Source organism: Haladaptatus paucihalophilus DX253, from assembly GCF_000376445.1.
Taxonomy (GTDB): domain Archaea; phylum Halobacteriota; class Halobacteria; order Halobacteriales; family Haladaptataceae; genus Haladaptatus; species Haladaptatus paucihalophilus.
In genome coordinates, this window is record NZ_AQXI01000001.1 from 1,622,524 (window position 1) to 1,643,709 (window position 21,186).

General features: G+C 61.9%; 21 protein-coding genes. 9 read left to right on the top strand and 12 right to left on the bottom strand.

Features of this window, described 5'->3' with window-relative positions; all coding sequences use genetic code 11:
* The first annotated feature begins 1 nt into the window (after position 1).
* A complete protein-coding gene (locus B208_RS0109105) occupies positions 2-565 on the top strand; it encodes an endonuclease dU (protein ID WP_007976572.1) in 564 nt (187 codons plus the stop codon).
* A 157-nt stretch (positions 566-722) separates the two neighbouring features.
* Positions 723-1,310, top strand: a complete 588-nt coding sequence (locus B208_RS0109110) for a uracil-DNA glycosylase (RefSeq protein WP_007976570.1) — start codon at positions 723-725, stop codon at positions 1,308-1,310.
* Positions 1,311-1,442: 132 nt separating this feature from the next.
* On the opposite strand, the gene B208_RS0109115 is transcribed toward B208_RS0109110, so the two are convergent.
* The 7 genes from B208_RS0109115 to B208_RS0109145 all read right to left on the bottom strand — a co-directional run bounded on the left by B208_RS0109115 (position 1,443) and on the right by B208_RS0109145 (position 10,116).
* Entirely contained in the window at positions 1,443-2,810 is a 1,368-nt protein-coding gene (locus tag B208_RS0109115) for a hypothetical protein (RefSeq protein ID WP_007976568.1), read from the bottom strand.
* A 473-nt stretch (positions 2,811-3,283) separates the two neighbouring features.
* On the bottom strand, positions 3,284-3,724 hold the full coding sequence (locus B208_RS0109120; protein WP_007976566.1) for a universal stress protein: 441 nt from the start codon (positions 3,722-3,724) through the stop codon (positions 3,284-3,286).
* A gap of 71 nt (positions 3,725-3,795) precedes the next feature.
* Positions 3,796-5,070 carry an inorganic phosphate transporter gene (locus B208_RS0109125; RefSeq protein ID WP_007976564.1) on the bottom strand — a complete coding sequence of 425 codons (1,275 nt, stop codon included), beginning with the start codon at positions 5,068-5,070 and terminating at the stop codon, positions 3,796-3,798.
* 53 nt (positions 5,071-5,123) lie between these two features.
* Entirely contained in the window at positions 5,124-7,286 is a 2,163-nt protein-coding gene (locus tag B208_RS0109130; protein ID WP_007976562.1) for an outer membrane protein assembly factor BamB family protein, read from the bottom strand.
* A 54-nt stretch (positions 7,287-7,340) separates the two neighbouring features.
* Complete coding sequence (locus B208_RS0109135; protein ID WP_007976560.1) at positions 7,341-8,351, bottom strand: ABC transporter permease family protein; 1,011 nt, start codon at positions 8,349-8,351, stop codon at positions 7,341-7,343.
* Between the two features lies 1 nt (position 8,352).
* Positions 8,353-9,105 (bottom strand): phosphonate ABC transporter ATP-binding protein, encoded by a 753-nt coding sequence (gene phnC, locus B208_RS0109140; RefSeq protein ID WP_007976558.1) that lies wholly within the window; start codon positions 9,103-9,105, stop codon positions 8,353-8,355.
* A 72-nt stretch (positions 9,106-9,177) separates the two neighbouring features.
* Positions 9,178-10,116 carry a phosphate/phosphite/phosphonate ABC transporter substrate-binding protein gene (locus B208_RS0109145; protein WP_007976557.1) on the bottom strand — a complete coding sequence of 313 codons (939 nt, stop codon included), beginning with the start codon at positions 10,114-10,116 and terminating at the stop codon, positions 9,178-9,180.
* A 147-nt stretch (positions 10,117-10,263) separates the two neighbouring features.
* Between B208_RS0109145 and hisH the strand changes: the two genes are divergently transcribed.
* Positions 10,264-10,923, top strand: a complete 660-nt coding sequence (gene hisH, locus B208_RS0109150) for an imidazole glycerol phosphate synthase subunit HisH (protein WP_007976556.1) — start codon at positions 10,264-10,266, stop codon at positions 10,921-10,923.
* 6 nt (positions 10,924-10,929) lie between these two features.
* Here the strand turns inward: hisH and B208_RS0109155 are convergent, their stop codons facing one another.
* Positions 10,930-11,274 (bottom strand): hypothetical protein, encoded by a 345-nt coding sequence (locus tag B208_RS0109155; protein WP_026177792.1) that lies wholly within the window; start codon positions 11,272-11,274, stop codon positions 10,930-10,932.
* Between the two features lie 168 nt (positions 11,275-11,442).
* Between B208_RS0109155 and B208_RS0109160 the strand changes: the two genes are divergently transcribed.
* From B208_RS0109160 to B208_RS0109170, 3 genes are read left to right on the top strand one after another with little or no spacing between them, the layout of a single operon-like run.
* Complete coding sequence (locus B208_RS0109160; protein ID WP_007976554.1) at positions 11,443-12,549, top strand: tRNA (guanine(26)-N(2))-dimethyltransferase; 1,107 nt, start codon at positions 11,443-11,445, stop codon at positions 12,547-12,549.
* A 53-nt stretch (positions 12,550-12,602) separates the two neighbouring features.
* Complete coding sequence (locus tag B208_RS0109165; protein ID WP_232423766.1) at positions 12,603-13,829, top strand: YihY/virulence factor BrkB family protein; 1,227 nt, start codon at positions 12,603-12,605, stop codon at positions 13,827-13,829.
* A gap of 2 nt (positions 13,830-13,831) precedes the next feature.
* Positions 13,832-14,677: a phosphatase PAP2 family protein gene (locus B208_RS0109170; protein WP_232423767.1), complete on the top strand. Its 846-nt coding sequence runs from the start codon at positions 13,832-13,834 to the stop codon at positions 14,675-14,677.
* On the opposite strand, the gene glnA is transcribed toward B208_RS0109170, so the two are convergent.
* On the bottom strand, positions 14,674-16,044 hold the full coding sequence (gene glnA, locus B208_RS0109175; protein ID WP_026177794.1) for a type I glutamate--ammonia ligase: 1,371 nt from the start codon (positions 16,042-16,044) through the stop codon (positions 14,674-14,676). The two genes, B208_RS0109170 and glnA, sit on opposite strands and share 4 nt — an antisense overlap.
* A 124-nt stretch (positions 16,045-16,168) precedes the next feature.
* On the opposite strand from glnA, the gene lrp reads away from it, so the two are divergent.
* The 3 genes from lrp to B208_RS0109190 all read left to right on the top strand — a co-directional run bounded on the left by lrp (position 16,169) and on the right by B208_RS0109190 (position 17,779).
* Entirely contained in the window at positions 16,169-16,627 is a 459-nt protein-coding gene (lrp, locus tag B208_RS0109180) for an HTH-type transcriptional regulator Lrp (RefSeq protein WP_007976550.1), read from the top strand.
* Positions 16,628-16,668: 41 nt separating this feature from the next.
* The gene (locus tag B208_RS0109185; RefSeq protein WP_007976549.1) at positions 16,669-17,325 is read left to right on the top strand and encodes a helix-turn-helix domain-containing protein; all 657 of its coding nucleotides are present in this window, start codon (positions 16,669-16,671) and stop codon (positions 17,323-17,325) included.
* 124 nt (positions 17,326-17,449) lie between these two features.
* Positions 17,450-17,779 (top strand): DUF7344 domain-containing protein, encoded by a 330-nt coding sequence (locus B208_RS0109190; RefSeq protein WP_007976547.1) that lies wholly within the window; start codon positions 17,450-17,452, stop codon positions 17,777-17,779.
* Positions 17,780-18,009: 230 nt separating this feature from the next.
* Here the strand turns inward: B208_RS0109190 and thsA are convergent, their stop codons facing one another.
* The 3 genes from thsA to B208_RS0109205 all read right to left on the bottom strand — a co-directional run bounded on the left by thsA (position 18,010) and on the right by B208_RS0109205 (position 21,169).
* Positions 18,010-19,686, bottom strand: a complete 1,677-nt coding sequence (gene thsA, locus B208_RS0109195; protein ID WP_007976545.1) for a thermosome subunit alpha — start codon at positions 19,684-19,686, stop codon at positions 18,010-18,012.
* A gap of 142 nt (positions 19,687-19,828) precedes the next feature.
* Positions 19,829-20,377: a KH domain-containing protein gene (locus tag B208_RS0109200; RefSeq protein ID WP_007976543.1), complete on the bottom strand. Its 549-nt coding sequence runs from the start codon at positions 20,375-20,377 to the stop codon at positions 19,829-19,831.
* 291 nt (positions 20,378-20,668) lie between these two features.
* Positions 20,669-21,169, bottom strand: coding sequence for a GNAT family N-acetyltransferase (locus B208_RS0109205; RefSeq protein WP_073096593.1), 501 nt, complete (start codon positions 21,167-21,169; stop codon positions 20,669-20,671).
* Between the last annotated feature and the right edge of the window lie 17 nt (positions 21,170-21,186).

A 21,186-nucleotide genomic window follows, 5' to 3' on the forward strand; every position in this document is an offset into this window, starting at 1 on the left:
CGTGAAGTCGGGTGTTCGAGCGCTCGGTGTCGCGGAATCTTACCGCCGCGACACCAGCACGCTCGCTGGCGTGGTCACCCGCGCGAGCAGGGTGACGGACGGTTTTGTTTTTGGAGACTGTACGGTCGGCGGAACGGACGTGACCGACGGGATTATCGACCTCGTGGAGCGACTGGACCGCGAAGACGTACGCTACGTCCTCGTCGGCGGCATCGCCCTCGCGTGGTACAACGTGGTGGACATGCACCGCCTTCACGAAGCGACCGACCGACCGGTCATCGCCGTCACCTTCGAGGAGAGCGACGGCCTGCTCGAATCGCTCGAAGCCGAGTTCTCCGGCGATGCGCTCGACCGGCGGCGCGAACGCTATCGGGGGCAACCGCCGCGGCGCGAACTCTCGGTCAACGACCAGACGGTCTTCGTCCGACAGGTCGGCCTTCCAGAGGGAGAGGCCCGCGATGTCGTCCGGGCGTTTACGCCCGAGGGCGGCCGACCCGAACCGCTCCGCGTCGCGCGGTTGGCCGCCCGCGCCGCGGACGAGTGGCGCGGCGGAACGGACCGCTGAAGAGTGTGCAATGGAACGGATCGCTGAGGAGCAGTGCGATGGAACGGATCGCTCGCCCGAGCGGTCACACGAGGTCGGAGCCGTCGTCGATTCTCTCCGTTCGATTGTCGCGGCGTAGGCCGAGGATACTTAATACGTCCCGCCCGTTCGGGCGACCATGGGTACGATGGAGGGACTGGACGTCACCGACTGTACGCGCTGTCCGGCACTAGTCGAGTGCCGAAGTCAAATCGTCAACGGCGTCGGTCCGGAGGACGCGGACGTGTTGTTCATCGGGGAAGCACCGGGCGCGCGGGAAGACGAACGGGGCGAACCGTTCGTCGGTCGGAGCGGGTCGGTGCTGGACGAAAAACTCCGCGACAGGGGACTGTCGCGGGCGGACGTTCGAATCACCAACTGCGTTCGCTGTCGCCCGCCGGAGAACCGCGACCCGACGACGGAGGAACTCGGCAACTGCCGGGAGTATCTGGAACGGGAAATCGAACTCGTGGACCCCGACGTCATCGTCACGCTCGGAAAGGTTCCGAGCCAGCATGTCCTCGACCGGGACGTGGCAGTGACGAACGAAGCCGGGTCGATAGAAGCCGTCGAACTCGGCGGGACGAAACGCGACGTGCTCGTCTGCCTGCACCCCGCCGCCACGCTCTACGACCGGAGTCAGGAGTCCACGTTCGAGAGCGCGCTCGACAAGGCGGCGACGATGGCGGGCGCGAACGGCGGCCAGTCGAACCTCGGCGATTTCTGAGCGGGCGAGACGGACGGGATTCGGCGACGCCATGGCTACGGAGTCGGACACGAACCGCGAAAATAACGACAGAATCAACGGGGCTTTCTCTTCGTCACCGACGAGACGTTTCGAAGCCGAGTCTCGAATCGTTTAGCTCTGGCAGTTGCCCGCGTTCGATTCTGCGTACTGGACGTTCTCGTTCCGCTGGTAGTTGAGCTGTTCCGCCGTCGCGTTACCGTCGTCCATGGAGAATGCGATGGCGCTGTTCTGCTCGTTCACGTTCAGTTGTTCGATGTACTGTTCCTGTACGATTTCGCTGATGGCTTTCTGCGTGTTGACTTGGTTGTGGCCTTTGTCGTACGCGACCGCCCACGACCCGTCGCCTTTCGCATCGGTACCCTTCACCACGCCCTCGATTTGGAGGGCTCCCTCGTCCACGTTGACTGAAGTCGCCGAGGCGATTTGGGCGTTGAAGTTGCCCTGATAGCTGGCCTGCGTTGCCGTCGACTCGCTACCGTTCAGCGCGACCGCCAAGGCCGCGTTCTGCACGCTGGAGTTACGCTGGCTGACGTCCTGGAACTGGTCGATTTCGGATTCGGCACCCTGCTTGTTCGCCTGCATCGACCCGTCCGACGTGCGTTTCACGTCGGAGTCCGAGTAGTCGCCCGTCATCTTGGCGGTGGACATGTACTCGCTGACGGGGGTCAGGTCGAAGTTGAGCGCCGTGGCCTTCGCTATCTGCTTGTTCCGGTTGAACTGACAGCTGATCTGCCACGCCTTGGCGGTACTGCCCTCGCCGACGGCGAGGGCGACCGCGACGCCCTGTTTGTTGTAGTTCAGCTGGTTGACTTCCTGTGACTGGTCGACGGACGAGTCGGCGCTCTGGTTATCGCCGTCGCCGACGTTCTTCGCGAGCGCCTCCGCGTCCTGCACGTTTTCGTTGAGCTGGTAGCTTCGCTGGTAGGAACGGGCGTAGCTTCCGCCCTCCGCGACCGCGACGGCGCGGCTCTGACTGCTGTAGTTGACCTGATCGACCTCTTGTTCTTGGTCGATTTCGGCGTCGGCGGACTGTTCGCTCTGGTATTCGTCGTCGCTGACGACCCACCCAGAGAACTCGCTCGATTCCGTCTCGTGTGCGAAGATGATGTAGGCGTTCTTGACGTCCTTGAACGTCTGTTTCTTGTGGTCGGCCTTCGCGTTCTTCGACCACGCCTTCCCCGCCTGCACGTTCTGGTTGTTCTGGTAGGTGCGCTGGATGGCGTCTGCCTCCCCACCGTCGATGGAGATGGCGACGGCGTACTTCTGCTGGTTGACGTTCAGTTGGGAGACCTCCTGATACTGGATGACCTGGGACGACGACTCCTGTGAACTGGTCTGGAGGTCGTTTTTGTGGTCTGCCAGCCACGATTCGAGGTCGGTGGAGTCGGTGTCAACCCCGAAGATGAGGTAGACGTTATCTCCGTCCGCCTGTACGACATCGTCCGTGGCCGCGTTCGTTGCGCCCGAGAACTTGCTCACTGCTCCGGCGCCGATGCCAGTTGCCGCGATTCCCTTCAAATAGCCTCTGCGTTTAAGCTTGCCGCGATTTCGGTTGGTTCCTCGCATAGTGCAACCTGGTAAAACATCGGTTCACATTTCGTTATGAGCCGCCTGTCGGCAATACTTAGCGAGTAGGACCTAGTTATAACGGTAAAACGAACAAAAATTGTAGGGATTCGAATACGTATCCCGATGTTGTATTATCACTCATCGACGAGAACAAAATCGCGGGACGGTCCCGGTTTCAACGAGTACCATCCGGCAAGAAACGTCCGAGACGGACGAGAAACCTACCACCACCGCGACCGAAACCGGTGAATCCGCGCGACAATCGTCACACTCGACGACCCACCGCTATCGGAATCAACAACCCACCGCTATCGGAATCGGCGACCCGTCTTTGCCGCACGAATCAGCAAACGGCCGGGAGAAACGGTGAACGGCCGAACGAATCAGCGGACGACCGTGACCATCATCGGCGCGCGGCGCATCACCTTGTCGGCGACCGAGCCGAGGATGATTTTCGAGATGTCGTCCTTTCCGTGAGTTCCGATGACGATGTGGTCTACGTCGTTTTCGCGGGCGTAGACGAGGATTTGGCGGGCGGGCTGGCCCATCTTGACGACGCTCTCGACCGGAACGTTCGCCTGCTCACCGAGTTCCTCGTGCAGTTCGTGAGCGTTGTCCCACTCCTCTTGATACCACTCCTGGGAATAGGCGGGCATCCCCGACTTCCCTATCGGCGACTGATACCCCGGCGAGAGCGGGTCGATATCGAACGGGTTGACGATGGTGATGAGCGTGAGTTCGACGTCCGGCATCGACGCCGCGTATTCGAACGCCTCCACCGATTTCGGCGAACCATCCAACGGAACGAGAACGTGTTCCCCCATGGCACGTTGGACGGGCGAACGCCAGTAAAACAGTTTTCTCTGTCGTTGACAGCTGTTCCCGGGGAACGAACTCACCCGACGTTCAGGATGAACTCGAAGATGAGAAACGACCCGACCGCCGAAAGGGTCGGCGAGAGGACCCAGAGGAGGACGATTCGGCTCGTCGCCGCCGGGTCGAACAGGTTTTCCGCGGTCAGTTCCTCGATGCTCTCCTCGCCGATGGGCGGCACTTCGCCGGTTTCACCGCCGTCGCCGACCGTGCCCGAGTCGGGAACGTCGCCGTCCGCCACGTCGCCGATGGTCGGGCCGGGCGGCACCTCTGATTCGCTGGTCTCCGCTATCAACGCACCCGAGGAGAGTTCCGCGGTGGGCGTCTGTTCGCCCTGCAGTGCGGTGTCCGCCACCTCCGCGACCGTCACCGCGCGACTGGCGCGACCCCATCCGAGTCCGATGATACACGACGTGGTGCTGACCGCGAGACTCGCCGGAATCCCGAGCCGCGAGAGAATCGTGATGATGGTCGCGCCGATGAGCGAGACGATGAGCGCGGCCAGAATCGGCAGGTCGGTGATGCCGTCGCTGATGGTGTCGAGGGTCCGACGAGCGATGGTAAAGCCGCCGAGCCCGATGGCACCGATGGCCAGGAGGATTCCTTGGCTGGCGGTTATCGACCCGTTTCCGATGAGCGGGGCGACCGCATTGGCCGCGTTCGACGCACCCGCGCTGAACCCCATGTAACAGGCGATGATGAGCACCGACGCCGCGCCGCCCGCTTCTCGTTTGCCGACGTTACCGCCGAGTTTCGGTCGGGGAATCGACCCCGAACGGTCCACCGTCAGCAATCCGTCCTCGATTCGTGAGAACGAGAATCGGGCGTCCAGATGCGGGTAGAGGTACCGACCGACGACCAACCCGACGAAGAAGGCCGAAAGCGGCGCGACGATCCACGCCGAGACGATGGTGAACATCAACGATTCGTTGAGCGTGTTCGACGCCAACCCCAAGCCGACGATTGCGCCGACGGCCGTCATCGAGGTGGACGCTGGCACGCCGAACAGGTTCGAGATGAGCAGCGCGAACCCGGCGAAAAAGAGGACGACGATGCTCGTCACCAGCGTGAACTGGCTCGCCGGGACGATACCGTTGCTCATGGTCTCGATGACGTTTCGACCGACCGTCCACCCGCCCAAGAGGGCAAAACCGGTGAATAGCGCCGCCGCTCCGACTTTCCCGATGATTCGGCTGCCGACCGCGGGACCGAAGGCGACCCCCGTCGAGGACCCCCCGATGTTGTAGCCGACGAACACGGCGACGAACAATCCGACTATCAGTAATGCGGTGACCACTCTCTTCCCCCACTCGTACAACGGTGGCAAACTATTTCGTTCTTGCTCGCACCTCAAGCGCGAAACGCCGCCCAGCGAAGCATGTCGTCGAACGCGACGACCGACTCGAACCGGTCGTCCGGGTCGTCCGCCATCGCTTTCGATATCACCTCGTACAGTTCCGGTGAGACGGAATCCGAGCGAAGCGATTCGTACTCGTTCGGGTCCGCCCGGGCGAGGAGAAGTTTCCGATACTCCGGGTCGAGCATGCGCAGCGACCCCCCGTCGGGGTCCTCGCCGGTCAGAACGAAGGCCGCAATCGCGCCGAGGCGGTACACGTCGGTTCGCTCGTCACCCGCCTCGCCCGCGATCTGCTCCGGCGCGTCGTAGGGCGACCGGTCGCAGAACTCGGCCAGCGCGGCGGCCAGTTCCCAATCGGCCACGGCAACGTCGTCGCCGTCGAGGAGAATCGACTTCGGAGTCAGACCGCCGTGAATCACGCCGTCAGAGTGTGCGTCGTGGACCACCGTGTTCGCGTCCGAGAGAGCGTCGAGTCGCTCCTCGACTGGCCGGTGGGAATCGGCGAGCGACCCGTCCGCGTAGTAGGGCAATTCGATGCTGTCGCCGTCGGTTTCGAGGACGGGAACGACGCCGGTTCGGTCGCTCATCTCGGCCCAGCGTTCGGTCGCCGAGCGGAACGTCCCCGCGACTTGCGGGTCCGTCAGGTGTCGCTCCAGGACGACTTCCGGGCCGTCGTCGGTGCGTTTCCTGACGCGATACGTCTCGGTGAGCGCGTCCGAAGCGAGGCGGTCGAGCCGACCGTAGTCGAGCGTCGGTTCGGTGACGTCCGCCGTGACCGCCCCGTCGTCATCGTTCCACCGTCGGTACGCCGCGAACGCCGTGGTCCCGACGAGGATGCCCGAGAGCGCCATCCCCGGACCGGACGTGAGGAATTCACCCGTTCCGTCGATGGCCGTGGAGAGAAGCGAATGATGGCGGTCGAACGCGAACAGCGTACCGCGGGTCCCGAAAAGGAGTACATCGTCCGCGAGTATGGTGTTGATGGCACGGTTCGCACCCGTGAACGACCACTGTAACGAACCGTCGTCGGTCGAGAGGACGTACAGCGTTCGTTCGAAAGAGACGTACACGGACCCGTCGCTGACGTTGAGGGTGGTGAAACTGTACTCCTCCGTGGACTCCATGTCGAACGTCCACCGCTCCGTCCCGTCGGTCGTTATCGCGGAGACGGTCCCCTCCCTGTCCACGCCGAACACCGCTCCGTCGGCGACGACCGGTTCGGCGCGAGTGCGTCCGACGTCGTCGTACTGCCACTGGACCGCCCCGTCTTCCACGTCGATGGCCTTGAGGTCCGGTCCCCACGAGTAGAGCACGCCGTCTTTCTCGACGGGTTGTCCCAGACTCTCGACGGACCAGTCCCGGGACCCGTCGTCGACGTCGAACGCGTAGATGGAACCGTCTTCGATGGCGTACAGGTGGGTATCGGTGACCGACCGCACGTAGAGGGTCGTGAGGTCGGTTTCGACGTTCTGCCAGCGTTTCGTCCCGTCCGGCGCGAACGCGTAGATGGCGTCGTTGAAACTGGCGTAGAGGGTGTCGTTGGCGAACTGGAAACTGACGGCGCGCATATCGTTCTGTGTGGCTTGGTAACTCCACACTTGCTTTCCGGATTCGGCGTCCAACGCGAGGATAAACCGGTCGTCGGAGGAGAGGCGATACACGTTCCCGCCGCCCACTGCCGTCTGCGTCGAGGACGTGTCGGTCGATTTGCGCCACCGTTCGTCGCCGGTTTTCAAATCGAGCGCGACGAACGCCCCTTCCGAGTCGGTGTCGTTCCGCACGTTCCGAACGTAGAAGTACATCGAACCGTCGTCGATGACCGGGAAGGAGATACCGGGGAACTCCTTCGTCCACCGCTCGGTCCCGTCGGATTCGTCCAACCCGCGAAACTGGTACGTGGTCGATTCGGTCGAATCGGAGATGACGATGACCACGGCGATTCCGTCGGCGACGGTAATGGGATACGCGGCTTCGTACCGGGAGTCGGAGTCCTCCGGCGATTCGGGGACCGTCCACGCCGGTTTCGGCGCGTCGTCCGAGAACGCCGTCGTTCCGGTCGTCGTGGTCGTCGCACCGCCGACGCCGACCGCCGCGCCGAGCGTTCCCGTCGTCGTCAAGAATCCACGTCTGGAGAGCGAGGAGGGCGAGGGATTCATACTCGAAGTCACTGCGTGGAGTTATTTATAGTTGGAGATACGGAACGAGTGAGATTAATCTTTGTTGCCGGAACCGAGCCAGCGACCCGTGTCTCCGAGACCTCGTATCGTCTCGAAGAATCCCGAGCGTTCGTGTTCGCCCGGCCGGAGGCGGGCACGAATGCGCGAGGAGAGGAGTTCGACGGTCACGACGATGACGACGACCATAACGAGTCCCGCCGCCGCACGGGCGTACGAGGCGGAACTCACGGTCTGCAGGCGGAGGTTGATGTACATCCCCAACCCGCCGGCACCGACGACACCGAGGCTGACGGCGATTCGGGTGTTGATTTCGAGGACGTAGAGCGTCCACGCGATGAACGAGTTCGACACTTGACTGAGCATGCCGAAGATGACAACCTGTGGGCGCTTCGCGCCGGTCGATCGAATCGCTTCTATCGGCCCGTTATCGATCTCTTCGAGTTCGTCGGTGAACAGTCGTCCGAGGTTGCCAATGGTATCGGTTGCGATGGCGAGCACTGCGCCATACGGATTAATGCCTGTCAGCGGGATGTAGATGAGCACCCAAACCAACGCCGGAACCGCGCGGATGGTACTCATCGCCCCGCGGAAGATGAAGTTGAACGGGAACGGGGTCACGCGTTCGGAGCCGAGGATACCGAAGACGAGCGCGAGCGGAAACCCGATCACGGTACCACAGAAGCCGACGAGGACCGTCACGAACGCCGCCGAAACTAGTACGGAGCCGCTCGAAACGGACGCGTTGGCGATGGTACTAACGAAATACTGTGGATGCGTGAAACTGATCCAGATCGCACGAAGGCCGCCGATATCGTGCTGGTGAGTGTAGCTCGTGAAATCGACGAAATTGGGTTTGAGGAACGCCCCGATGAAGTTGATCCACGTTCCGAACTGGCGAACGAGGTCCGCCAGCAGGAAGCCGAGATAGGTCATCCCCAAGCCGGTTATCAGAAGGACCGCAAGAATTCCCAATCCGCCGGATATTCGCCGGATGCGCTGTTCGTGCTCGATTCGCTGTTTGATTTCGGTGATGTCCGTAGCCATGTTATGCGATGTTGTTGATGGCCGAATTCTCCGGTGATTCGCCGTAATAGATCCGGTCGACGTCTTCCATCGTCAGGTCGTCTTTTCCACCGTCGAACACCACGTTTCCGTCCCTGAGCCCGATGAACCGCTCGCCGAACTCGCGGGCGATGTTGACCTGGTGGAGGCTCACGATGGACGTGAGATTTCGTTCCGCCGCCGCACGCTTCATGTAGTGCATTACGTCTTGGGCGGCTTTCGGGTCGAGACTCGCGACCGGTTCGTCGGCGAGGAGGAGTTGCGGGTCCTGGGTGAGTGCGCGAGCGATGCCGACGCGCTGTTGCTGGCCACCGCTCATGCTGTCCGCTCGTTGGTTCGCTTCTTCGAGCAACCCGACGGTTTCGAGCGACCGCAACGCCATTTCCTTGTCGTCCTCGTCGTACCGTGTGAAGACGCTATCGACCGTGTCGGTCCGGTTGAGCGCCCCGGTGAGCGCATTTCGATACGCGCTCATGCTTTCGACGAGGTAGTGCATCTGGAACACCATCGCCACGTCGCTACGGGTACCCGAAACCCGGTCGTCGCCGATCCGAATCTCTCCCTCCGTCGGCCGTTCGAGACCGTTCAGGAGACGAAGCAACGTTGATTTCCCCGCCCCGGACGGACCGAGAAGGACGACGAACTCCCCGTCGGGAATCTCGAACGAAACGTCGTCGAGCGCCACCGTCTCGCCACCGTAAACCTTGGTGATGTCCGATACCGTCAATGATGCCATGTGATTATTTGAACGAAGTCCTAAAATCTAATAGTTTATTATTTACTGTCGTTGATCCATCTTTTGAGGAGGTTAGTTCTTGAAGATATCTTCGCCGTATCCGAGTTTGTTGGCCACTTCGACAACGGGTTGGTACGTCGAGGCGTCGGCTTTCTTCACGCCATCAAACCAGATGTCGTCGTCGGTGTCCTGTTTGCCGTCCGCTCCGTAGTACATCTCGTCCGGCGCTTTGGTGAAGGCCTTCGTGATTTTTTCCTTCTCGTCGTCCGAGAGTTTTGGGGAAACCATAATCGGCGCACGCGGGATTTCGGAGCGAATATCGAGTTCCTTGACGCCCTTGACGTAATCGTCCGCGTCGTAGTCCCAGACGATGAATCGACCGACACCGGCGGCGTCGGCTTGACCGCTTTTCAGCGCGTTGTACGCTTTGTCGTGGGTGGACCATTTTGGGGTGAAGTCGGCACCCTTCGGGTCGCCCGGTGACTCCGGAATCGAGAGCCCCGCCTGTTTCAGCATGTACAGTGGGTAGAGCGACCCGCTGGCACTCAGGGGGTCGGCGAACGCGACGGTTTTTCCCTTGAGTTCCTTCAGCGACGAGATGTCCGAATCCTCGCGCGTGATAATCACACTGTAGTACGTCCACGTTCCGTAGGCATGGCGCTGAAGAATGATGTCCGCACGGTCATTTTTGACGCCCAGTGCGGCGGCGAACGGACCGCTTTCCGCAACGTCCGCCGTCCCGCTATCGAGCGCGGTAAGCGTCGCGCTGTAGTCGCTCGCGTACTTCATGTTCACGGTGTCAACAGCGTCGATGTAGTTGTTCAGACGCTTTTTGATTGGCGTGTACTGTGCCATCATCTGTTCCTGTGGCTCGGTCGGAGACATCAGGAACTTGACTTTTCCGTCCTTGTAGGCTTGTTTTCCGAAGGTTCCGATACATCCGGCCATGCCCGAAAGTCCGACGAGTCCCGCCGTGCTCGCGGATTTAATGAACGTGCGTCGATTGACCATCTGGATTCATGTTATTCGTTCTGTACTTGTAGTTTAAATCTTCCTATTCAAACCTTTTGGCCCAATCGTGAGATACATAGCCACGATTAGAAGTCAAATTTCGCGCAAACGCGAAACAGTTTGTAGATCGAGTTGGTAGATGACGGTATGGAAGCCAGTACGCACGCGAAGCAACGGGCCGCGTCGGTCGTCGTGGTCGATTACGGCCTCGGCAACCTCCGGAGCGCGGTCAAGGGTCTCGAACGCGCGGGAGCGGACGTCGAGGTGTCCGACGACCCGGCGACGTTCGACGCGGCCGACGGCATCGTTCTGCCGGGTGTCGGCGCGTTCCGTGAGGGTGTGGAAAACGCCGGACCGTACCGCGAAGCGCTCGTCGATGCCGCCGAAAGCGGGACGCCGGTGTTCGGCATCTGTCTCGGGATGCAGATGCTGTTGACGACGAGCGAGGAGGCCGAGCACGCCGGGGAGGGCGACGTTACCGGACTCGACCTCATTCCGGGGACGAACGTCAGGTTCGACGGGGACCAGAAGGTGCCACAGATGGGCTGGAACGAACTCTCCGTCCAGCGCGACCACCCGTTGGTCGATGGCGTGGACGGGGAGTACGCCTACTTCGTCCACTCCTACTACGCCGTCCCCGAGGACGACGACGCCGTGGTGGCGACGACGGACTACGGCACGGACTTTCCGAGCGTCATCGCCGACGAGTCGGGGACCGTCTTCGGCACGCAGTTCCACCCCGAGAAGAGCGGCGACACGGGGCTTCGAATCCTCGAGAACTTCGTGAACATCTGTCTCGATAGCTAAAGCGGATTACAGGAACTCGCGTACGTCGGAGTACCACATGTCGTGGTGGTCCATCGCGTCGATGTGTCGGGCGATTTTGGCGGCGAGGACGTGCCAGCACAGGTCGGTCGGGTCGGCGGGGTCGAGATTGTACTCGCTATCACGGCAGGTGCACCCCTCCTCCACGATGTACTCGTCCTCGAACCCGACGACGACCACGAAATCCCGGTACTCCTTGACGCGCCGTTCGGAAACGGCTTCGATGGCCTGTTTTCCCCTGTCGTCGTGCGTCGAGAGAATTCTTCCCACGATGTCGGGCGTGAGCGACCCCGCGTCGGCCAGTTCGGTTTCCCACTCCTCGACGCGGTTCACGGTATCCACTCCCCGGGAGAATGCGACCGACAGACGGAGTTCGAAACCGAGGGCACGGGCCATCGGTTCGGACGGACGAAATAAACCCGTTCCGATAGCGAGGAGGCGGTCGGGCCGCCGCGACGGCAACCCGTATCCCTTTTCGGGACGGAACGCCGACGAGCACGCATGAACGTCCGCGAAGGAGGAATCGAGGTGGAAGTTCCCGAGCAGGAGGGGGACGCCATCATCGACGACGTGTTTTTCAATCCGGTGCAGGAGTTGAACCGCGACCTGACGGTGGCCGTCCTACGAACGTACCGCGACCGCGAACCGCGGGCGGAGTACTACCTCGACGCCATGGCGGCCTCGGGGATTCGCGGCGTCCGCGCCGCCGCGAACGACTGGAACGTGACCTGTGCCGACATCGACCCGGACGCCATCGAACTCTGCCGGGAGAACTTCGAGCGCAACGACCTGCCGGGGGAGGTCGTCCACCGGAACGCCAACGCGCTCATGCACGAGGAGGTGTTCGACGTGGTGGACATCGACCCGTTCGGGACGCCGATTCCCTTCGCCGACGCCGCCTTCGCCAACACGCGCGATTTGGTTTGCGTGACGGCGACCGACACCGCGCCGCTCTGTGGCGCGCACTTCCACAGCGGCGTCCGGAAGTACAGTGCGGTGCCGCGCAACACGGACTACCACGCCGAGATGGGGGTTCGAATCCTCCTCTCCGCGCTCGCCCGCACTGCCGCCCGCTACGACAAGGGCGTCACGCCGCTCCTGACGCACGCGACGAGCCACTACGTCCGAACGTACCTCGAACTCGACGAAGGGGCGACGACGGCCAACGGTGCCATCGACGAACTCGGCCACCTCTATCACTGCGAGGACTGTCTGCACCGGGATCACGAGTACGGACTCATCGCCGACCCGCCCGAAACCTGCCCGGCGTGCGAGGGAAACCGCGTTCTCACCGCCGGTCCGGTGTGGCTCGGCCCGACCCACGACGCCGACTTCGTGGACGCGGTGCGCGAGAACGTGACCGAGGAGATGGGAACCGCGAAGAAGGCGAACAAACTTCTAACGCAACTCTCGGGCGAACTCCACCGACCGACCCACTACGACCAACACCGGCTTTGCAAGGAGTGGACGCGTTCGGCCTCGGGGATGGACGAGTTCCTGGAGCGCCTCCGGGATGCGGGCTACGACGCCTCGCGCACCCACTACGGCGGGACGACGTTCAAGACGCCCGCCAGCGTCGCCGAGATTCGGGCGGCGACGCGACCGTAGCACGGGGTCGATAGTAGCCAACGCTTTTGGTCGATTTCGTGGAAGTACCCGTCGTGACTATCGGAACGACGGCACGCGAAACCATCGACTACGCGCGCGAACAGGAGATAACGTTTCTCGCGGCGGGAATCGCGTACTACGCGTTCGTCTCCATCCTCCCGGCGCTGCTGTTGGCGCTCGCCATCGCGTCGTTCGTCGGCGGCGACGCGTTCGCCAACACCGTCGTCGGGACGGTTCAGAGTCTGCTCTCGCCGAAGGCGAAGAGCATCGTGCAGGATTCGCTCTCTAGCGCGTCCGGACGCCGGAGCGCGACCGTCGTCGGGTCGCTCGTCCTCGTCTGGAGCACGTTGCGGGTGTTCCGCGGATTGGACGAGGCGTTCTCCCGGGTCTACGACGTGAACGTCACCGAACCGTTCATCGACACGATGACCGACGCCGCCGTCGTACTGGCGGTCATCGCGCTCGGCGTCGCCGGGGTCGCGGTGGTCAACATCCTCCTGCCGTCGCTCTCGTGGGTTCCCTTCAGGCGGACCATCGTCTCCGTCGCGCTCCTGTTCGGGCTGATTCCGGTCTTCTTACCCCTGTACTACTTCTTTCCCGACACGGACGTGACCGTTCGGGAGGTCCTTCCGGGGACGCTGTTCGCCACGCTCGGGTGGACCGCCCTCCAAGCGATATTCGGCGTCTACGTCGATTCGGCGGCCCAGTTTTCCGCCTACGGCGTCCTCGGCGGGGCGCTGTTGGTGGTCACGTGGCTCTACCTCGGCGGCATCGTCCTGCTGTTCGGGGCGGTCATCAACGCCGTTCTCGCGGGACGGCACTTCAGGAAAACTAAAGGCGTGGCGGGCACCACAGAAAGACAGCAGGGAGTCAAAGGAGAGGACATGACCGACGATACAGAGCAGTCCGCACCGGACATCCTCGAACTCCACGGCAACGTAGAACGGCTACAGTCCGAGTTCGAGGAGTTCGAGCACGACGTCGATGAGCGCACGGTTCAGAAATCCGAGCTGGAGTCGGAGCTGAAGGGGTACGTCCGCAGACGGATGCGTCGCGGACACGCACGCGGGTGGGGTCCGTATCTCGTCCTCCTCTACGGGACGGTGATGACGCTCGGCGCGTTCCGATGGCTCGACGGTGGATGGGCCATCGGCGCGATGATAATCGTCTGGCTTTCCACGCTGGGGCTGTACACCCTCATGGTGCTCGTCGGGTTCGGCGTGAGCGCCGCCGGGGTACCGGGACGCGTCGGCGGTCGGATCAAGGACTGGCGCTCGTAGCCATGAGTCGGGGTTGGGGCGTCGTTCAATTCCTCCACAGGGCATTGCCGCACTGGGTACAGGAGGCGTTCTCCGTCGTCACGCAACTCGGAGACGCGTGGCTGTTCTTCCTCCTCGGCGCGCTCCTCTACTGGTACAGCGACGACCGTGACGCGTTCGGGTTCCTCCTCGGCGCGACGCTTGGGGCACTCTCGCTGACGCTCGCGCTGAAGGGATTCTTCGCGCTGGCACGACCCCCGGATGCGGTCCGTTTCGTCGAGGCGACGGGGTACGGCTTCCCGAGCGGTCACGCTATCGGTTCGACGGTGTTCTGGTTCCTCCTCGCGCTGTCGCTCGACCGCTGGAGCCGAGGGAAGCGGTTCGCGGCCGCGGGTGCCATGGTCGCCGTCGTCTGCCTCTCGCGGCTCGTCCTCGGCGTCCACTTCGCGGTCGATGTCGTCGCCGGGGTCGCAGTCGGAGTGGCCTACCTCGCCGTCGTGGTCTGGGGGCTGAATCGGCGACCGCGGGCGGCGTTCGCCCTCGCGGTCCTCTGTGCGTTCGCGGCGTTCGCCGTCGCGGTGGTGTTGTCGCCCGTCGAAACGGCCCTCGCGGAGACCGGCCTCGTCGATGCCGTCACCGCGCTCGGCGGAACCGTCGGCGCGTTCGTGACGTGGGAGCTGGTCGGTCCGCCGGACGGGACGGTCGGCGGCTGGTCGAGCGTGGTCGGACTGCTCGTCTTCGGTGGGTTGTCGGTAATCGGACTGAAGGCGTCGCTACCGCTCGTCGTCGTCTTCGCCATCAATGCGGTCGTTCAGGGTGGAATCCTCGCGTATCCGAAAATAATAGGTCGAAAGAGAATTGACGCTTAGAACTTCTCCAAGTACTTCTCCTTCTCCCAGTTGGAGACGAAGACGCGGTAGTCGGCGTAGTCCGCGCGCTTGGCTTCGATGAACTTCTCGACAACGTGCTCGCCGAGGCCTTCCCTGATAACGTCGTCCTCTTCGAGCGCGTCGACCGCTTCGTCGAGGGACCCTGGGAGCGTCGTGATGCCGTATTCCTCGCGCTTCTCGTCGGTGAACTCGTAGATGTCCTCGCGGACGGGTTTGCCGGGGTCGGCGTCGTTCTCGATGCCGTCGAGACCGGCCGAGATGACAGCCGCGAGCGAGAGGTAAGGGTTGCACGACGGGTCGGGGCTACGGATTTCGAAGCGCGAACTCGCACCTGCGGCGTCGGGAACGCGGATGAGCGCCGAGCGGTTGGTGTCGCTCCACGCGACGTAGACGGGCGCTTCGTAGCCGGGAACGAGGCGCTTGTAGGAGTTGACGGTCGGGTTCGTGACCGCAGTGAACGCCTCGGCGTGGTTCAGGATGCCGCCCATGAACTGATAGGCCGTCTCGGAGAGGTTGAACTCGTCGTCGGGGTCGTCGAACGCGTTACCGTCCTCGTCGAAGAGGCTGATGTGGCTGTGCATGCCCGAGCCGTTGATCTCGCTGATAGGTTTGGGCATGAACGTCGCGTGGATGTCGTTCTGCTCGGCGACCGCACGGACGACGGCGCGGAAGGTAGCGATGTTGTCCGCCGCCGCGAGCGCGTCCTCGTACTTGAAGTTAATCTCGTGCTGACCGTCCGCGACTTCGTGGTGGCTGGCCTCGATTTCGAAGCCCATCTCCTCCAGCGTGAAGATGATTTCGCGGCGAACGTCGCTCGCCATGTCCTTTGGCGCGAGGTCGAAGTATCCGCCGGAGTCGTGCGGAATGGTCGTCGCGTTGCCCTCCTCGTCCTTCTCGAAGAGGAAGAACTCGGGTTCGGGTCCGATGCTGACCGTGTAGCCCATCTCCTCGGCCCGGGCGAGGACGCGTTTCAGCACTTGGCGCGGACCGCCGTCGAACGGCGTTCCGTCGGTGTTCACGACGTCACAGATGAGACGTGCGCTCGCGGAGTTGCCGTTCGAGCGCCACGGGAGGACGGCGAACGTCGACGGGTCGGGTTCGAGACGCATGTCGCTTTCCTGAATGCGAACGAACCCTTCGATGGACGAGCCGTCGAACCAGATTCCCTCTTCGAAGGCCTTTTCGACTTGATGGGCAGGAATACTAACGTTCTTCACCGTCCCCGTGATGTCGGTGAACTGGAGACGGACGAAATCGACGTTTTCCGTCTCAATCGCGTCCAAAACTTCCTGTTCCTCAGCGGATAGCCCTGTATCCTCATCAGTGGCAATATTTCCGTCTGTCATCTTTATAGACACCCTACGCAAATACATCCACCATTAAAACAGTATCGGTTGGTCAACTGTGCGATTCTGGTCCAGAATTGGATATTCGTTAAATTCTAATGGGTGGGGTGAGTTGGTTGGTGTAATGACGTACGAAAATCTGGATGCGAAGCTCGTAAACGAACTACTTGGCGACGGTCGAGCGAGCCTTCGGAGCCTGGCGGAGAAGCTGGACGTCTCGGTGACGACCATCTCGAATCATCTGACCCATCTCGAAGAACAGGGTGTCATTCAAGGCTACTCCCCGCGCGTCGATTACGACGCACTGGGATACGACGTGACAGCGGTCGTCCAGCTGAAAGTCGAGGGGAACGCGCTCCCGGAAGTGACCGAACGACTGCAGGACCACGACCAGATGATAAGCGTGTACGAGGTGACGGGAGATTACGACATCATCGCCATCGGAAAGTTCACCGACACGGACGGGATGAACAAACAGATCAAGAAACTGCTCATCGACCCGGACATCAAGGAGAGCAACACGAGCGTCGTGCTCAACGCCGCGAGCGAGCACGAACAGTTCAAACTCGACGAGGACGAGTAAACGACCAATACTACTTAACCCCGGGGTGAGTCGCCTCGGTCATGAGCGTCATCGCGGAGTTCACCATCAGTGCACCGGACCTCGTACTGACAGCGACGCTCGAAGCGGTCCCGGAGATGACCGTCGAACTCGAACAGCAGATGGCGAGTTCGTCGGAAACCGCGCTCCTCATCGTCTGGGCGACGGGCGGAGACTTCGACGCGTTCAACGACGCGCTTCACCACGACTCGACGATAGAGTCGCACTCTATCGTCGAGGAGTTAGACGTTCGAAAACTGTATCGACTTCGGATGAATCGGGAGGCGCTGTTCCCGGTGTACCCCGCCTACCAGGAGCTCGGTGCCGTTCCAATGGCGGGCCACGGCGCGGACGGGACGTGGACGCGGCGAGTCCGCTTCCCCGAGCGGACCGGGCTGGTCGAGTTTCAGCAGTTCTGCAACCGAAACGACATCGCATTTTCCCTCGAACGGTTGTACACGCCGGGCGACAGCGAAACGGCGTTTCAGCTCACGGAGCCACAGCGCGAAGCGCTCGTGTCGGCCCACGAGTCGGGCTACTTCGAAGTGCCACGCGACGCCACGCTCTCGGAGTTGAGTTCGACGCTGAACATCAGCAAACAGTCGGTTTCCGAGCGATTGCGGCGGGCACAATCCCGCCTCGTCGAGAACACCATTCTCGGGAAACGAAAGCAGTCATGAAATAAACTGCCTGAAATATAAGGCCAACATTCAGTTTGGTTCGCGCACATATTTCCGAGTACAAGTTTCGTGACTCGAAACACAACCGTAACGACGGATTTCCACCAATCATAGGACCTCACGGATGCCCACCTTAGACAACATCGACACGCCCGCACCGTCCGTCATCTTCTCCACACTGGCGAGTTCGCGCCGACGACTCGTGCTTCGGCAACTCATCGAACACGGACCATCGCTCACCGTACCGACCCTCGCCGAGCGGATTGCCGACCAACAGTCGGATACCGACCAGCGGCGCGTGTTCGCCCAACTTCACCACAGCCACCTCCCGAAACTCGAAGATTCGGGGATAGTACGTATCGAGGGCGACTGCGTTACGCTCGAAGAACATGCGGATGCCATCGAACCATACCTGCTGCTGGCAGAGCGGTACGACTCGATGCACGAAAAATAACGGTTAAAACGGGCGTTTCTCTCGAAGACGGTTCGTCGGTCGGAGTGGGTACGGGGGCCGTCTCACGGGCACAGCCCGTTCGACATTCGAGGTTTCTTCGAAACCTCGCTTACATAGTCTCTGTCAGGCAGAGCCTGACGGGCTATGTAAAATCAGTCGTTGACCGATTTTACATAGCCTTGGCCGAGGCAACCTCGGCCGTGCAATGAAATATTTCCTTTCGTCGAAATTTACATTGCGCCGCCCATGCCACCCATTCCGCCCATGCCGCCCATGCCGCCCATGCCGCCGGGGGCACCGCCGGGCGCGCCGCCTTCGTCATCGTCGTCGCCGACCTTGCCGCCGGAGAGGTCACCGGCCGCGATAACGTCGTCGATGCGAAGGAGCATGACGGCCGCTTCCGTTGCGCTCTCGACCGCTTGGGTCTTCACACGGAGCGGCTCGACGACGCCGTCGTCTTTCATGTCCACGATGTCGCCGGTGTACGCGTCGAGTCCGGCGCTCTCCTCGCCGCCGTCGTGTTTGCTGCGGAGGTCCACGAGCGAGTCGATGGGGTCGAGTCCAGCGTTCTCCGCGAGGGTGCGCGGGATGACTTCGAGCGTGTCCGCGAAGGCTTCGACGGCCAACTGTTCGCGGCCTCCCACGCTGTCGGCGTAGTCGCGCAGGGCGAGTGCGAGTTCCGTCTCGGGGGCACCGCCGCCGGGGAGCACTTTGCCGTCTTCGAGCGTGACGCGAACGACACCGAGGCTGTCCTCGATTGCGCGCTCGACCTCATCGACGACGTGTTCCGTGCCGCCGCGGAGGATGAGGCTGACGGATTTCGCCTCTTCGACTTCCTCGACGAAGATGCGCTGGTCGCCGCCGACGTCCTTCTGTGCGACGCTGCCGGCGAATCCGAGGTCGTCCTCCGTGATGTCGTCGGCGCTGTTGACGAGGGTCGCGCCCGTCGCGCGGGCCAGTTTCTGCATGTCGCTGGATTTCGCGCGGCGGACGGCGAGGATGCCTTCCTGCGCGAGGAAGTGCTGGGCCATGTCGTCGATACCGCCGTCCACGAAGACGACATCGGCGCCGACATCGACCAAGGAGTCCACCATGTCACGAAGCTGTTTTTCCTCTTGGTCGAGGAACTGCTGGAGTTGGTCGGGGTCGGTGACGTTGACTTCCGCGTCGATCTCCGTCTCCGCGATTTCGAGCGCGCCGTCGACGAGGGCCACGTCGGCGTCCTCGGCGAAGTACGGCATGTTGTCGTGGACGCGCTCCTTGTCGATGATGACGCCGTCGACGAGTTCGGAGTTGTCGATGGTGCCACCGACGACCTTCTCGACTTTGATGTTGTCCGTATCGACACCATCCTCGTCGGCGACGCTCTGCACGGCGTTAACGACGAGGTTGGCGAGGTGGTCCTTGGCGCTTTCCGCGCCCTTGCCGGTCATCGCCGTCGAGGCGATCTTTTCGAGGTATTCGGTATCGTCCGCGTCGACCTCGATGGCGTTGTCTTCGAGGACTTCCTTCGCCTTCTCGGCGGCCTGTCGATACCCCTGTGCGAGGGTCGTGGCGTGGATGTCCTGTTCGAGGAGGTCCTCTGCCTTCTGAAGGAGTTCACCCGCGACGACGACGGCGCTGGTCGTTCCGTCGCCAACTTCGTCCTCCTGCGTCTGGGCGACTTCGACGATCATGTTCGCCGCCGGGTGCTCGATGTCCATCTCCTTGAGGATGGTTACGCCGTCGTTCGTGACGACGACGTCGCCCATCGAATCGACGAGCATCTTGTCCATCCCTTTCGGGCCGAGTGTGGTACGTACGGCCTCTGCGACCGCCTTTCCGGCGGTGATGTTCATCGATTGTGCGTCCCGTCCGGAGGTTCGCTGGCTGTCCTCGGAAAGAACGATAAGCGGCTGGTTGCCCATTGGCTGTGACATAGTCATCACGTTCGTTGATTGCGATTCTATATAAATCTTTTCTTGGCGCAGTGAGAACGTGCCACACAGGACTCTCGCGGACGAGTGGCACAAAGTAACACAGAGCGTTTATATGTGAAAAAGGAGGTCGTTATCCGCTGAACTGGTGGTATTCCATTCCTTGTCGCTTCATCTCGTTGCGTTTGCGTTCGAGGAAGGAGTACACCGACCCGTGTGGCGCACCGTCGAGGAGCATCTCGGCGGCGCTTCGGACGGCCTCGACCTGTTGTGGCTGGCCGATGATACCGAGCGTCGTGCCGTAGATAACCACGTTCGCGCCCGTCAGTTCCTCCATCAACTGCCGCGTTCTGCCGTTCTCGCCGATGAGACGGCCCTTCTGGCGCTGGAGGTCGTTCTTGTTCCGTGCGGCGGCTTCGATATCCAGGAGGTCGAACAGCATCAGGTCGTCGTCGAGGAGGACGAGGGCCTCTTCGGGTGAGAACCCGCGGCCGATCGCCTTGACGATTTCCGGCGCTTTCAACCCACGAACGGGGTCGCCAGTCTGCTCGACGCGAACGGACCCGTCGTCCGAGTCGATATCGAGACGCACCTCTGCACGGCTTTCGATTTCGCGCATCGTCTCACCACCCTGCCCGATGAGAACACCAATCCTGTCCTGCGGAATCGTCACGTGCTTCATACGAAATCCTATCACATGAGGCCGTTTAAGCCCTTCCCTACCACCTTTTGTCGCGGTCGGGAACAGAGAGCGGGCGCGATTCGCGCCCGCTCTCTGTCTACCTCCCTGACAAAAGGTGGACCAAAAGCCTGCGTCATCCCCGCCGGCGCGTCAAAGACGCGCCGTTAGGGATTCCTTGGCCCGGAAAATCGAAGATTTTCCGGTGGGGAAAGGGGGGCAACGGTGGTTGTCTCACCGGCCGTTTCGGGTGGTTGTCTCACCGGCCGTTTCGGGTGGTTGTCTCACCGGTCGTTACGGGTCGAGTTCCGTCCGATAGACGTACTCCGGGGCGCTTCCCGCTTCGAGTTCCGAGATTTGCTCGCCGACGCGTTCGAATCCGCGCGCTTCGTAAAACCCGATTGCGCCGTCGTTTTCGGCGAAGACGGTCAGTTCGAGCGTCGTTGCACCACGGGATTCGAGTTCATCGGAGACTATTTCGAGGAGTCGGGTTCCGACGCCGCCGTGCTGACAGTCCGGCGAGACGTACAGGGTCGAGAGGTCGGCGACCGGCGTGTCGGCAACCCCTTTCGAATAGCCTACAACGATGTCTCCGTCCACCGCGACGAAATACGGACGAGTAGGGTCCGTGACCGCGGTCTCGACGGCATCTGGCGTGTACCACGTCGAGAGTTCGGCTTCGATGACCGTCGTCGAAAGGAAATCAGCGTACGAATCGAACCAACTCCGCCTCGCCACGCGGCGAATGTCCGGCACGTCCGACACACATGCGGGACGAATCTCTATATCACCCATGCAAACAGTCCAGAGAG